Here is a 13,553-nt window from a genome sequence, read left to right on the forward strand (position 1 = left end):
TAACAATTTTGCGGGCCGCCGCGGGCGATCAATCCGCAGGATCTCTGACGGGCAATCCGTCCGGACATTGAGGCGGATGAGAACTTCCGCTCTTTCAAGGAATATAAAGATAAAACATAGCTCTTTCTGAGTATTCCCTATCACTTCTTGAGTATTACTCCAGCCTCAAAGCCCGATTGACCGCTTCGGTCATGAGCCTACCATGGACGTTCTTTCGTTTTGTTTCATCGTTGCTTAGCGCATATTTTCATCGATAGGGACGAGCACAAAACGATCGAATCGACAAGCAGCCGCAAGGCTCATCCAGGGGAGGATGAAGAATGTCGGGTCGAGTGAATACGCTGTCTCGCTTAAGCAATTTTTTTCGCCGTTTGTCCCTTCCGGCCGCATGCGTCGCAGCCGCTCTCGCGTCCGGCACGGTCGCCGCATCGGCCCAGACGGCGGCCTTCAACCCGGCCCGCGCCAATACGGGCACCCTCGGCGTAATCTCGGGCGGGGCAGACGGCACCTATATCCGCATTGCCGCCGACCTCGCCAACGTGCTCGACGGCGACGACCTGCGGGTGCTGCCGATGATCGGGCGCGGCTCGCTGCAGAACCTGCGCGACATCATGTTCCTGCGCGGCGTCGACATCGGCATCGTGCAGATGGATGCGCGCGAGCAGCTGAAGGCCGAGAACCTCCAGACCGACGCAGTGCGGCGCCTGCGCTTCATCACCCGCCTCTACAACGAGGAGGTCCATATCATCGCCAACCGGGAGATCACCGACATCCGTCAGCTCGAAGGCAGGAAGGTCAACATCGACAAGGCCGGCAGCGGCACCAACCTGACGTCGCGGCTGATCTTCGACAAGCTCGGGATCAAGCCCGAGATGACCACCTTCGACCAGGCCTCGTCCTATGCGAAGCTCAAGTCGGGAGACATCCAGGCGGCGGTCTATGTGGCCGGACGCCCGGTCCGGGCCATCGCCGAGTTCCAGACCGACGGCCGCTTCCATCTTCTCCCGATCCCGTTCGAGGGGGAGATCGCGGAAAGCTACTTCCCCGCCCGGTTCGCGAACTCCGATTATCCGCAGCTCGTCGACAAGGAGAAAGCCGTCGAGACCCTGGCGGTGGGCAGCCTGCTCGCCGTGTTCAACTGGCCCGAAAGCTCCGACCGCTATGAGCGCGTCAAGCGCTTCGTGGATGCGTTCTTCTCCCGGTTCGATGAATTCCTGCAGCCGGGCCGGCACCCGAAATGGAAGGAGGTCAACCTCGCGGCCGACGTGCCCGGCTGGGAGCGCGTGAAGCCTGCGCAAGCCTGGCTCGACCGGGCCGCCATGGCCAGCAAGCCGTCGCCCCAGGGCCAGAGCTTCGAGAGCTTCCTGAAGGGCCGCGGCATCGATGTCTCGGCCGAGCAGCGCGAGGTCCTGTTCCGGGAATTCCTCGCCTGGCAGAGCGATCGGCAAAGATCCGCCCGGCGGGTCACCCGGCAAGACTAAGAATCCAAGACAGGACCGAAGCCGAAGGCTTCACGCGAGGCCTTCGGCGACCACCGAAGGAGGTCCGACATGATTGGACACAAGGCATTTGGATTGAAATCTTTCACCACGGAGTTGCTGACCACCACCTTGATCGGCGCAACACTTCTCGGACCCGCAGCCGCACAAGGCTTACCGGGCGGCGGTGTTCCGACACCGGAGGGAAGCGCCCCTCATGCGGCAGGATCCGACAATCTCCTCACTCTCCTCCCGCTTCTCCTCACCTCGCCGGATCGCAGGCAGCTTGCGGCCGAACTCGAGGCCTCCATCCGGAACGGCGACCTCAAGCGGGCGGAGAACAGCCTCAACGCGGCCATCGAGGTCGGCACCCTTGCGATCGTTCTCGTCGATCACGTGAACAATCCGGACCTCGTCGGCGCCCTGCAGAGCCTCGGCATCCGGGGCGATGCGCGTCCGGCGCCGGAACCGATCAGCGCCGACAAGCCGGCACCGGCCGAATCCTGCCCGGCCCCTCCCGCGGCCACGCCGGTCAACCTCGCCGACATGCAGCAGGCGCTGGACCAGGAACGGTCCTTCAGCGCCACGGTCTCGCAATCTCTGACAGGCCTCATGCAGGAGCGCTCCGCCCTCGAAGCGCACTTGAAGAAGGAGCAGGAATCTCAGGCGCTCGCCGCATCGGAGATGCAGCAGGCCCTGCAACGGGAGCAGGATCAAAACCAGGCCGCCATACGGGAGCTGGAGGCGCGCCAGGAAGAAGTCCGCGCCCTGCGGGCCGCCATGGAGCAGGACAAGGCCGCCATGGCCTCAAGCGTGTCAGAACGGGACGCGCTCGTACGCCGGGAGCGGGAGCAAAGGGATAAGATCGAGCGTCAGCTCGCCAGCGCCGAGAAGACACTGCGCGAACTCCAAGCGTCCAAGGACGAGACGATAGCGTCCGGTGCCGCCCGAGTCGCGGAGCTGGAGAAAGCCCTGACATGGACCCGGGCACGCCACGACATGCTGGCCCAGGAGCTTGTAGACAAGGCAGCGGAATTGCACGCGCTCCAGGAACCCCATCGCCCAAGCGCCACGCCCGTGGTGTTCCGCCTCGCGGCAACGGGAACGGAACCTCCGCTTGCGCCGCCGCAGGAGGAAGGGCCTGCTCAGAACGTTCCCCCAGCGCCGGCTCAGGACATCAGGCCGCCAGTGGCGGAAACCGGGCGGGTTTTGCTGGATGTCACCGCCTCATTGCCGCCGAGACAACCGCCTTCCGTGGTGATTGCGGCCCTGCCCGACGGGATCGGGCCTCTGCCGCTCGGCGCCGCAGCCGTGCCTCCGGTGAAGGCCGAACCTCCGGCCGCCGCGGAACCACCGGGCGGGACCGCACCTGCCGAGCCCCCCAAGGTTGACGAGCGCCTGACCCTGCGGGCGGAAGAACTGTTCCGGAAGGGCGATGTGAGCGGCGCCCGCCTGCTTCTCGAGCGGGCCCTGGACAGCGGCAATGCGCGCGCGGCCTTCCTGCTGGCGGAGACCTTCGATCCGAACGTGCTCTCCAGGCTGGGAGTGCTGGGGATCCGGGGTGATCCCGCGAAAGCGCGGGAACTCTACGGGCGGGCTCGCGCCATGGGCATGGCCCAGGCCGGAGAACGCATGGAGGCGCTCAAGTAGCGGTTGAGAGCCTCGAATGGATCCCAAACGTGGGGTCCGCTTTGGGCCGGTGCTAAAACGGCACCCACTCGCCGCCCTCGGTGAGGGAATCGACGGCGCGCTCGAGAGCGGTGCCGGCATCGAGCAGCTGCTGGGCCGTCTGCTGGATCTGCAGGGGCGGGCCGGGAAGGCCGGCCACGTGTTCGGTGAGCTCCCGGACCCGCTCGATCAACTCGATCAGGTCGGCCGCGAGCGCAGCCCTCTCCTCGGCTTCGGCGGCAGGGGGACGGCCTTGCTTCAGACGCGGCACGAGAGGGATCACGTTCGACATACCTTGAAAATCTTCTTTTGTTCTCCCGAGGGCAATGGACAGCCCAGGCGTGATCCACAGCAAACCGCAGCCAGATGGGCCGGGATGCGCCCTGGCAGGACCCTTTCGTAACCTCGGAAGCTTGCGAGAGACTTAATCCTACGGGTTGACTCCATTATATTGGAGTCTTAGTCTAGTTTAATGGATAGCAGCTCTGCCCTGAACATTCACTTGGCGACGCGCCTGCGCGATCTGCGCACGGAGAGCGGCATGACCATGGACGGGCTGGCGGAGCGCACGGGCGTGAGCCGCTCCATGATCTCCCTGATCGAGCGCGGCGAGAGCAGCCCGACGGCCGCCGTGCTCGACAGGCTGGCCGCGGGCTTGGGCGTGACCCTGGCGTCCCTGTTCGCCGAAAAGGACAGCCAGGGCGCCTCTCCCCTGGCGCGCCGCGCCGATCAGCGCGTCTGGCGCGATCCGGACAGCGGCTACATGCGCCGCAATCTGTCGCCGCCCGGCTTTCCCTCGCCGTTCGAGCTCGTCGAGGTGGTTCTGCCCCCCGGAGCGCGGGTCGCCTACGACACAGGCCCGCGCGCTTCTCCGGTCTATCAGCAGATCTGGATCATCGAAGGCGAAATCTCTCTGACCCTGGGCGACGAGACGCACCATCTGGCGACCGGCGATTGCCTGTCCATGCGCCTCGACCGGCCGACTGTTTTTCGCAACCGTGCCGACTAACCCGCCCGCTACGTGGTGGCCCTCGCCACCGACGGGCGCGCCGGCGCCGGCACTCACCGTTGAGCGACCTCATGACCACGTCGATCACCATCCGCCACCTCTCCCCGCAGGAAGCCAGGGAGCAGATCGGCGCCCTGTCGGCCGTTCTGATCGATTGCGTCGAGGGCGGCGCCTCGGTCAGTTTCATGTCGCCTCTGACGCGAGAACGAGCGGACGCCTTCTGGCGGGGCGTCGCCGAGGGCGTCGCGGCCGGCGAGCGCATCCTGCTCGTCGCCCAGGAGGACGCGGGCGAACGGATCGTCGGCACCGTGCAGGTCGTGCTCAAGCAGCCGGAGAACCAGCCGCACCGGGCCGACATCGCCAAGATGCTCGTTCATCGCGCGGCACGAAAGCGCGGCATCGGCGCCGCCCTCATGCGGGCGGCCGAGGACGCGGCCCGGGCCGCCGGCAAGACCGTGCTCGTGCTCGACACGGTGACGGGCGGCGACGCGGAACGCCTCTATGAGCGCATCGGCTGGTCCCGGTCCGGCGTGATCCCGAATTATGCCCTGTGGCCGAAGGGCGGATTCTGCGACACGACCGTGTTCTACAAGCAGATCTCCGCCGCCTGAGAGGGCTGCGCTAAAGCATCGGACCCAAAAGTGGATTTGCACTTTTGGGATCCATCCGATGCTTCCTCCATAAGGGAGAGCATCACTCAGCGCGGACCCGAAGGGCCGCGTCAGCGAAAACCGGGTCCACTTTTCCGCGCGATGCTCTAGACATTTGGCCTAGTGGGCTCGGGTCCGGCGACCGTGCTAAGGCCGGGCGTCCTCAACTCTCCTGCTTGGCATTTCCGTCAGATCACCATCATGGACCTTTCCACTGCGGCGCTCCTCGCCGCCTCGGGCCTTGCGGCCGGCCTCGTCAATGCGATCGCCGGCGGCGGCACCTTCTTCACCTTCTCGGCCCTCGTGGCCGCGGGTCTCCCACCCGTGGTCGCCAATGCGACGAGCGCCGTGGCGGTCACGCCCGCCAACCTGTCGAGCGCCTGGGCCTACCGGCGGGAACTCGCCGCCAATGCGAGGCGCTTCGCGGCTCTAGGCATCGTCAGCCTCATCGGCGGATTGGTCGGCGCCTACATTCTCACCGTCACCAACAACGATGCCTTCCGGCAGCTCGTGCCGTGGCTGCTGCTGTTCGCCACCCTGCTCTTTGCCGCGAGCCCGAAGATCGTCGCGCTCGCCCGCGCCATCGGCAAGCAGGAGGGGCATCACCCGTCGACGAAGGCGTGGGCCGCGGGCCTCGCGTTCCAGACGGGCGTGGCGGTCTATGGCGGCTTCTTCGGGGCGGGCATGGGAATCGTCATGCTGGCCGCGCTGGCGATCACCGAAGGCGACGATTTCCACCTGATCAATTCCGCCAAGCATCTGTGCTCGACGCTGATCCAGCTCGTGGCCGTCGTGCTGTTCGTCGCGGCCGGTCTCGTGAGCTGGCCCGAAACGCTCATCGTCGGCGCAGCCTCGGTGATCGGCGGCTATCTCGGCGTCGTGTTCGGCCGCCGGCTTCCGGCCAATGTCATCCGCTGGCTCGTCATCGCCGTTGGCGCGGCCCTGACACTGTATTTCTTTATCCGCTGAATTCGATAACCATACTCGAAATAGAACGCGATCCAGCGGCTTTTCGGAAGCGGCTGCCCGATTGACGCCACAACCGTGCTCCTTCCTGCGACGTCTCGATTCTCAATGCTCGCGAAAAGGAAATGCTCGTGGCCGAATCCCAAAACCTCTCAGGACTCGACGGAACGCAATCGGTCAGCGCCCTCGGCCTGCGATGGGCTGCCTTGCGCGGCATGCTGAACTCGCCGCTCATCACGGCCGATGAGCAGCGCGGGCTGCGCGACGAGCTCCTGCGCGAGCTTGCCGCCATCGAACAGGATTTCAGCGACCTGCCGTCGCGCACGACGATGGAGATCTCGGCCAAACTCGACATCGCGAAATCAGCGCTGCGGGAGCGTATTCAGACCGGCGAGACCTGGCTGGTCGACCTGATCGAGAGCATCCAGGCCGATGTCCACGCGGTCAACCTGAAACCGTCTGCCGTGACAGCGCCGACCACCACGGCCAATCGCTCGCCGGCCAATCTCAGCCGGCCGCAGCAACAGCGTTCCGACGAGACCGGTGCCTCGTCGGGTTCTCCCAGCTCGTCGACATCGACGGGTTCGGAAACGACCACGTCTTCGGCCGCCTGATCCTCAAAGCGCGCCGCGTTCGAACGCTATCGGACGCGGCGTCTTCACGTCATGACATTCGCTACACGAGTCCCGGATCGATCGTGCTCCTCTTCTCGAGCCATGCGGGAACGGGCAGGTTCTTCCCGCGCAGGAAATCCGGGTTGAAGAGCTTGGACTGGTAACGGGTGCCGTAATCGCACAGGACGGTCACGATGGTGTGCCCGGGCCCGAGCTCCCTGGCGAGACGGATGGCACCCGCCACATTGATCCCCGACGATCCGCCCAGGCACAAGCCCTCGTGCTCCAGGAGATCGAAGACGATCGGCACCGCCTCCTCGTCCGGGATCTGGAACGCGACGTCGATGGGAGCATCGACCAGGTTGGCCGTGATGCGGCCCTGCCCGATGCCTTCCGTGATCGACGAACCCAAGGCCTTCAGCTCCCCGGTCGTGTAATAGCTGTAGAGAGCTGCGCCCAACGGGTCGGCAAGCCCGATCCGGATCTTCGGGTTGCGTTCCTTCAAGGCTAGGCCGACCCCGGCCAGCGTGCCGCCGGTGCCGACCGCGCAGATGAAGCCGTCGACCTTGCCTCCCGTCTGCTCCCAGATCTCCGGTCCCGTCGTCTCAATATGCGCCTGCCGGTTCGCCACGTTGTCGAACTGGTTGGCCCAGATCGCCCCGTTCGGCTCGGAGGCTGCGAGGCGCTCGGCCAGCCGTCCTGAGACCTTCACGTAGTTGTTGGGATTGGCGTAAGGCACGGCGGGCACTTCAATCAACTCTGCACCCGCGAGCCGGAGCATATCCTTCTTCTCCTGGCTCTGCGTGTCCGGGATCACGATCACCGTCCGGAACCCGAGCGCGTTGGCGACCAGCGCCAAGCCGATGCCGGTGTTGCCGGCCGTGCCTTCGACGATCACGCCGCCCGGGCGCAGCGCCCCGCGTTTCACCGCATCCCGGATGATGAACAGGGCGGCCCGGTCCTTCACCGACTGGCCGGGATTCATGAACTCGGCCTTGCCCAGTATGGTGCATCCGGTGAGTTCGGATGCGCGGCGAAGCTTGATCAGAGGCGTGTTGCCGATGGCGGCAGGAACGTCGGGCTGAATGGTCATGGCACCTACCTGCGGGCTGCAAGGAAACGTCAATGAGGGGGCGAATCCCGTTTAAACCCTTCGGTTCGAACATTCACCGTCAATATTTACATTAGAGATATGTGGTTAGAAAGATAAATGCAATCCTTGACGTTCTTTTTAACGAACCACATTGTAAACGACAACGAGGGGCCGGAGGCTCCTGCCGATCCGCATATTCATTCACGAAAGTTCAGGAGCGACCATGTCGAGCTCTGCCGTGGCTTCGCCTCTTTCCGTCGGAAACCGTGCAAGCCTGACCATCAATGCCCCGGCCTCCCTGGCCGCTGCGGCCGGCATCATCGGCGGCGCGGCGCTGCTGGGCGCCATCATCAATCCGCGTCAGGGGGCGCTTTACGTGCTCGGCGCGGCGCTCGGGCTCGTGCTCTATCATGCCGCCTTCGGCTTCACCTCGGCCTGGCGCGTCTTCATCGCGGACCGCCGCGGCGAGGGCCTGCGGGCCCAAATGGTGATGCTGGCGATCGCCTCCATCCTGTTCTTTCCCGTCCTCGCCTCCGGCACCCTGTTCGGTCAGGCGGTCGCCGGAAACGTGTCGCCGGCGGGTATCGGGGTGATCTTCGGCGCCTTCATCTTCGGCATCGGCATGCAGATGGGCGGCGGCTGCGCTTCGGGCACGCTCTACACGGTGGGCGGCGGCTCCACGCGCATGGTGATCACGCTTGCCGCCTTCATCGCCGGCTCCGCCATCGGGGCGGCGCATCTGCACTGGTGGGTCGCGCTGCCCAGCCTGCCGGCGATCTCGATCATCAAGACCTGGGGCCCCTGGACGGCTCTCGCCATGCAGCTCGCGGTCTTCGCGATCATCGCCGCTGTGACCGTCGTTCTTGAAAAGCGACGCCACGGCCAGCTCATCCAGCCCGCCCCCTCCCCGCGCCATGGTCTTGCACGCTTTACCCGCGGGCCATGGCCCCTGGTCGCCGGCGCGGTCGCCCTGGCGCTGCTCAATTTCGTGACCCTCTATCTCGCCGGTCGTCCCTGGGGCGTGACCTCGGCTTTCGCCCTCTGGGGCTCGAAGATCGCAGCCGCCATCGGCTTCGACGTGGCAAGCTGGCCCTATTGGTCCACGCCGGCCCGGCAGGCCGAGCTCAACGGCAGCATCTTCAACGACATCACGACGGTGATGGATTTTGGCATCATCCTCGGGGCGCTTCTGGCCGCCGCTCTTGCCGGCCGCTTCGCCCCCACCTGGAAGGTGCCGCTGCGCTCCGCCGTCGCGGCCGTCGTCGGCGGCCTGCTTCTCGGCTATGGCGCGCGCCTGGCCTATGGCTGCAACATCGGGGCCTATTTCTCAGGCATCGCGTCCGGCAGCCTGCACGGCTGGGTCTGGCTGGTGGCCGCCTTCGCCGGCAACGTCGTCGGCACGCGCCTGCGTCCGCTCTTCGGTCTGGAAGTGGAGCGCGTGAAGCTCACCGGCTGCTGACGGCAAAGGGGCCGAATGGATCTCGGCTCCTCATCAAGCGGCAGGTTTTCCTGCCGCCGCATATGGCTGCTTGATCGACCGGATCAGGTTGCCGAGAGCCGTGAAGTCGCTCTTGCGGGATGATGTGCGGCGCCAAGCCAGTCCAACCGTGCGCATGGGCGCGTCCTCGGGAAACTCGATGAGCGCGACCCGCTGCCGATCGACCTCGGCCTGGGCGCAGAGTTCGGGAAGCAGGGTGATCCCGTGGCCTGCCGCCACCATCTGCATGATGGTGGTCAGCGAGGCGGCCCCCAGAGCCTTGCGCGCCTGCATGTTGGCGATGTGGCAGAACTGCAGGGCCTGATCCCTGAGGCAGTGACCTTCTTCCAGGAGGAGCAGGCGCTCCTGCCCGATCCGGGTGCGCAGATCGCCGTTCGCCCAGCCCTGGGCGGCCTGTCTTTGAACGGCGATGAGAAAGCGGTCGTCGAACAGCGCCATGGTCTCCACCTGCGGCTGCTGGATCGGCAGCGCGAGAAGGGCGGCGTCGAGATCCCCCCGGACCAATTCCTCGATCAACGCCCCCGTCTGCGTCTCGCGGATCTGGAGATCGAGAGCCGGATATTGCCTTTCCACGTCGGTCAGAATCGCCGGCAGGAGATAGGGCGCAACCGACGGAATGATCCCGAGGCGCAGGGGGCCCGTGAGGACGCCCTGATGCTGACGGGCAAAGTCGGAGAGTTCGCGCACCTGGTTCAGGATCGCCTCGGCCCGGGACGCAATCTCCTGGCCGGCGAGTGTCACGGCGATGGTGTTGCCCCGACGCTCCACGAGTTCCACGCCGAGTTCCCGCTCCAGGTCCTTGATCTGCATGGAGAGGGCCGGCTGCGTGACGGCGCATTGATCGGCCGCCATGCCGAAATGCTTCGTGCGCGCCAGAGCTTCGAAGTAACGTAACTGACGGAGTGTGACCATGCGATAAGAATATCTGATCGCACTTTGTAATCAATACAATTGGATCTTATCGGGCCCCAACGGCATCTTGCGCGGCACTCAATGGGGACGACCATGACAAAACAAACGACGATGACCACGACGGCCGGCGCGCCGATTGCCGACAACCAGAACAGCCTGTCGGCAGGAGCCCGCGGCCCGCTGCTGCTCCAGGACTATCAGCTGATCGAGAAGCTCGCGCACCAGAACCGGGAACGCATTCCCGAGCGCGTGGTTCATGCTAAGGGCTCGGCCGCCTACGGCACTCTGACCATCACCAACGACATCACCCAGTATTCGAAGGCGAAGGTCTTCTCCGAGATCGGCAAGCAGACGGAAGTCTTCCTGCGCTTCTCCACCGTTGCCGGCGAGCGCGGTGCGGCGGATGCCGAGCGCGACGTGCGCGGCTTTGCGCTGAAGGTCTACACGGAAGAAGGTAACTGGGACATCGTCGGCAACAACACGCCGGTGTTCTTCGTGCGCGATCCGGTGAAGTTCCCCGATTTCATCCGCACGCAGAAGCGCCATCCCGCGACGAATCTGCGCTCTCCGACGGCCATGTGGGATTTCTGGTCGCTCAGCCCCGAGACTCTGCATCAGGTGACGATCCTGTTCTCCGACCGCGGCCTGCCCCAGGGCTACCGTTTCATGCACGGTTTCGGCTCGCACACCTACTCGTTCATCAACGAGGCCGGCGAGCGCTTCTGGGTGAAGTTCCACTTCAAGTCTATGCAGGGCATCAGGACTTGGACCAACCGCGAGGCCGAGGCCGTGGTGGCCAAGGACCGCGAGAGTGCGCAGCGCGACCTCTATGAAGCCATCGAAGGTGGCGACTTCCCGCGCTGGAAGTTCTGCGTGCAGATCATGCCGGAGACGGATGCGGAGAAGACCTCCTACAACCCGTTCGACGTCACCAAGGTGTGGCCGCACGCTGAGTATCCGCTGATCGAGGTCGGCATCCTCGAGCTCAACCGCAATGCCCAGCACTACTTCGCCGAAGTCGAGCAGTCGTCGTTCTCGCCGTCGAACATCGTGCCCGGCATCGGCTTCTCACCGGACAAGATGCTGCAGGGCCGCATCTTCGCCTATGCGGATGCACACCGCTACCGCGTCGGCACGCATTACGAGGCGCTGCCGGTGAACCGTCCGCGCTGCCCGGTGCATCACTATCATGCGGACGGCTCGATGCTGTTCGACATCCCGAACCGGGGCGATGCGTACTACGAGCCGAACTCCTTCAACGGCCCGGCGCAGACGCAGCGCGCCGCCGAACCGCCGCTGAAGATCTCTGGCGATGCCGACCGCTACGATCATCGCGCCGGCAACGACGACTACAGGCAGCCGGGCGACCTGTTCCGCCTCATGACGCCGGACGAGCAGAACCGGCTCATGGACAACATCGCGGAGGCGATGCAGGGCGTGCCCGAGGCGATCGTGAAGCGCCAGATCGTGCACTTCTACCTCGCCGACAAGGCCTACGGCCTTGGCGTGGCGGACCGCATGGGCCTCAAGGGCGCCGTGATGATCCAGGCTGCGGAATAAGCGTATAAAAATCCGTAGGGACAAAAGGAGAGCGGCCCGGGAGCAATCCCGGGCCGTTTTTTGTTCTTTAGATGTCAGGTCGCAATCCTCGACGTCATGGCCGGCCTTGTGCCGGCCATCTCGATCAGAAAGGCGCTGCCCTCAAACGATCGGGATCACCGGCATGAAGCCGGTGATGACGTGGGAGAAATCGTCAGCGCTTCAGGTGGAAACTAAAGCAACCCCTCGCCCTGCAGGAACGGATTGGTCTGACGCTCCTGGCCGATGGTGCTCATGGGACCGTGGCCGCAGATGAAGGCGATGTCGTCGCCGAGCGGCAGGAGCTTGTCCTTGATCGAGCGGATCAGCGCCTTGCCGTCGCCACCCGGAAGATCGACCCGGCCGACGGAGCCTTGAAACAGCACATCGCCCACGAGCGCGAAGCGCTCCTTCGGCGAGACGAGCACGACGCTGCCCGGCGAGTGGCCGGGGCAATGCAGCACGTCGAGGGTGAGATCGCCGAGGTCAACGGTATCGCCCTCGTTCAGCCAGCGATCCGGTGTGACGGCGCGGGCCGGAAAGCCATAAGCCTGCCCCTGTTCGGCAAGCCGTTCCAGCAGGAAGCGGTCGGCCTCGTGCGGCCCTTCGATCGGTACGCCGAGATCCTCGCGCAGCTCGGCCGCGCCGCCGGCATGGTCGATGTGGCCGTGCGTGAGGATGATCTTGTCCACGCTCACCCCGGCCTGCGCGACGGCCTGACGGATGCGGTCGAGATCCCCGCCGGGATCGACCACGGCGGCCTTCTTCGTCTTCTCGCACCAGAGCAATGTGCAGTTCTGCTGGAAGGGCGTCACGGGGATGATGGTAGCGCGAACGTCGGGCACAGGCGGCTCCTTCATGGGGTTGACCAGACATATGCCCTGAGGCTGCGCCTGGGAAGCCGCTTCCCTTGACCTTCCATCGCCCGGCTTCACATAGTCCCGGCACCGAATCACAGCGAGGATACGAGCATGGAAACCAGGGCCGCCGTGGCGTGGGAGGCTGGCAAGCCGCTCACCATCGAGACCATCCGCATCGAAGGCCCAAAGGCCGGCGAAGTGCTCGTGGAGGTGATGGCGACGGGCGTGTGCCACACCGACGCCTACACCCTCTCGGGGCTCGACTCGGAGGGCAAGTTCCCGGCGATCCTCGGCCACGAGGGCGCGGGCATCGTGCGCGAGGTCGGCCCCGGCGTGAGCACGCTGAAGCCCGGCGATCACGTCATCCCGCTCTACACCCCCGAGTGCCGCAACTGCAAATCCTGCCTGTCGCGCCGCACCAATCTCTGCACCGCAATCCGCGCCACGCAGGGTCAGGGCCTCATGCCCGACGGCACCTCGCGCTTCCGCTGCGACGGGGAAACCGTGTTCCACTACATGGGCTGCTCGACCTTCGCCAATTTCACCGTGCTGCCGGAGATCGCGCTTGCAAAGGTGCGCGAGGACGCGCCCTTCGACAAGATCTGCTACATCGGCTGCGGCGTCACCACGGGCATCGGCGCGGTGATCTACACCGCGAAGGTGTGGCCTGGCGCGAACGTGGTGGTGTTCGGTCTCGGCGGCATCGGTCTCAACGTGATCCAGGGCGCCCGCATGGTCGGCGCCGACAGGATCATCGGCGTCGACATCAACCCGGCCAAGGTCGAGATGGCGAAGAAGTTCGGCATGACCGACTTCATCAACCCCAACGAGGTCGGCAGCGACAAGGTGGTGCAGGCCATCGTCGACCTCACCGGCGGCGGCGCGGACTTCTCGTTCGACGCTACGGGCAACGTGAACGTCATGCGCCAGGCGCTCGAATGCTGCCACCGCGGCTGGGGCGAGAGCATCATCATCGGCGTGGCGGAAGCTGGCAAGGAAATCGCCACCCGTCCGTTCCAGCTCGTCACCGGGCGTGTCTGGAAGGGCACGGCCTTCGGCGGCGCGCGCGGGCGCACGGACGTGCCGAAGATCGTCGACTGGTACATGGAGGGCAAGATCAACATCGACGATCTGATCACCCACACCATGCCGCTGGACGAGATCAACACCGCCTTCGACCTCATGCACGAGGGCAAGTCGATCCGCTCCGTGATCGTCTATTGAGCG

General features: G+C 65.2%; 13 protein-coding genes. 9 read left to right on the forward strand and 4 right to left on the reverse strand.

Going from position 1 to position 13,553, the window contains the following annotated elements:
* The first annotated feature begins 332 nt into the window (after nt 1–332).
* Both VB672_RS13775 and VB672_RS13780 read left to right on the forward strand, forming a co-directional pair.
* The gene (locus VB672_RS13775) at nt 333–1,481 is read left to right on the forward strand and encodes a TAXI family TRAP transporter solute-binding subunit (RefSeq protein WP_329784766.1); all 1,149 of its coding nucleotides are present in this window, start codon (nt 333–335) and stop codon (nt 1,479–1,481) included.
* A gap of 69 nt (nt 1,482–1,550) precedes the next feature.
* A complete protein-coding gene (locus VB672_RS13780; protein ID WP_329784767.1) occupies nt 1,551–3,128 on the forward strand; it encodes a hypothetical protein in 1,578 nt (525 codons plus the stop codon).
* A 52-nt stretch (nt 3,129–3,180) separates the two neighbouring features.
* Here VB672_RS13780 and VB672_RS13785 read toward each other — a convergent pair whose 3' ends face one another.
* Complete coding sequence (locus tag VB672_RS13785) at nt 3,181–3,438, reverse strand: hypothetical protein (RefSeq protein WP_329784768.1); 258 nt, start codon at nt 3,436–3,438, stop codon at nt 3,181–3,183.
* 180 nt (nt 3,439–3,618) lie between these two features.
* Here VB672_RS13785 and VB672_RS13790 point away from each other — a divergent pair, with 180 nt between their 5' ends.
* The 4 genes from VB672_RS13790 (at nt 3,619) to VB672_RS13805 (ending at nt 6,385) form a co-directional block, all read left to right on the forward strand.
* On the forward strand, nt 3,619–4,155 hold the full coding sequence (locus VB672_RS13790) for a helix-turn-helix domain-containing protein (protein WP_329784769.1): 537 nt from the start codon (nt 3,619–3,621) through the stop codon (nt 4,153–4,155).
* 71 nt (nt 4,156–4,226) lie between these two features.
* Nucleotides 4,227–4,766, forward strand: coding sequence for a GNAT family N-acetyltransferase (locus VB672_RS13795; protein ID WP_329784770.1), 540 nt, complete (start codon nt 4,227–4,229; stop codon nt 4,764–4,766).
* 240 nt (nt 4,767–5,006) lie between these two features.
* The gene (locus VB672_RS13800) at nt 5,007–5,774 is read left to right on the forward strand and encodes a sulfite exporter TauE/SafE family protein (RefSeq protein WP_329784771.1); all 768 of its coding nucleotides are present in this window, start codon (nt 5,007–5,009) and stop codon (nt 5,772–5,774) included.
* Between the two features lie 128 nt (nt 5,775–5,902).
* Nucleotides 5,903–6,385 carry a hypothetical protein gene (locus VB672_RS13805; protein WP_329784772.1) on the forward strand — a complete coding sequence of 161 codons (483 nt, stop codon included), beginning with the start codon at nt 5,903–5,905 and terminating at the stop codon, nt 6,383–6,385.
* Between the two features lie 61 nt (nt 6,386–6,446).
* Here VB672_RS13805 and VB672_RS13810 read toward each other — a convergent pair whose 3' ends face one another.
* A complete protein-coding gene (locus VB672_RS13810; RefSeq protein WP_329784773.1) occupies nt 6,447–7,478 on the reverse strand; it encodes a cysteine synthase A in 1,032 nt (343 codons plus the stop codon).
* Between the two features lie 223 nt (nt 7,479–7,701).
* Here VB672_RS13810 and VB672_RS13815 point away from each other — a divergent pair, with 223 nt between their 5' ends.
* Nucleotides 7,702–8,937 (forward strand): YeeE/YedE family protein, encoded by a 1,236-nt coding sequence (locus tag VB672_RS13815; protein ID WP_329784774.1) that lies wholly within the window; start codon nt 7,702–7,704, stop codon nt 8,935–8,937.
* A 33-nt stretch (nt 8,938–8,970) separates the two neighbouring features.
* On the opposite strand, the gene VB672_RS13820 is transcribed toward VB672_RS13815, so the two are convergent.
* Nucleotides 8,971–9,888 carry a LysR substrate-binding domain-containing protein gene (locus tag VB672_RS13820; RefSeq protein ID WP_329784775.1) on the reverse strand — a complete coding sequence of 306 codons (918 nt, stop codon included), beginning with the start codon at nt 9,886–9,888 and terminating at the stop codon, nt 8,971–8,973.
* Between the two features lie 93 nt (nt 9,889–9,981).
* Between VB672_RS13820 and VB672_RS13825 the strand changes: the two genes are divergently transcribed.
* Entirely contained in the window at nt 9,982–11,448 is a 1,467-nt protein-coding gene (locus tag VB672_RS13825; RefSeq protein ID WP_329784776.1) for a catalase, read from the forward strand.
* A 212-nt stretch (nt 11,449–11,660) separates the two neighbouring features.
* Here the strand turns inward: VB672_RS13825 and VB672_RS13830 are convergent, their stop codons facing one another.
* Nucleotides 11,661–12,326 (reverse strand): MBL fold metallo-hydrolase, encoded by a 666-nt coding sequence (locus VB672_RS13830; protein ID WP_329784777.1) that lies wholly within the window; start codon nt 12,324–12,326, stop codon nt 11,661–11,663.
* Nucleotides 12,327–12,437: 111 nt separating this feature from the next.
* Here VB672_RS13830 and VB672_RS13835 point away from each other — a divergent pair, with 111 nt between their 5' ends.
* Nucleotides 12,438–13,550 (forward strand): S-(hydroxymethyl)glutathione dehydrogenase/class III alcohol dehydrogenase, encoded by a 1,113-nt coding sequence (locus VB672_RS13835; RefSeq protein WP_329784778.1) that lies wholly within the window; start codon nt 12,438–12,440, stop codon nt 13,548–13,550.
* Nucleotides 13,551–13,553 lie beyond the last annotated feature (3 nt).

The organism is Microvirga sp. CF3016 (assembly GCF_036314085.1).
In the GTDB taxonomy this organism is placed as follows: Bacteria; Pseudomonadota; Alphaproteobacteria; order Rhizobiales; family Beijerinckiaceae; genus Microvirga.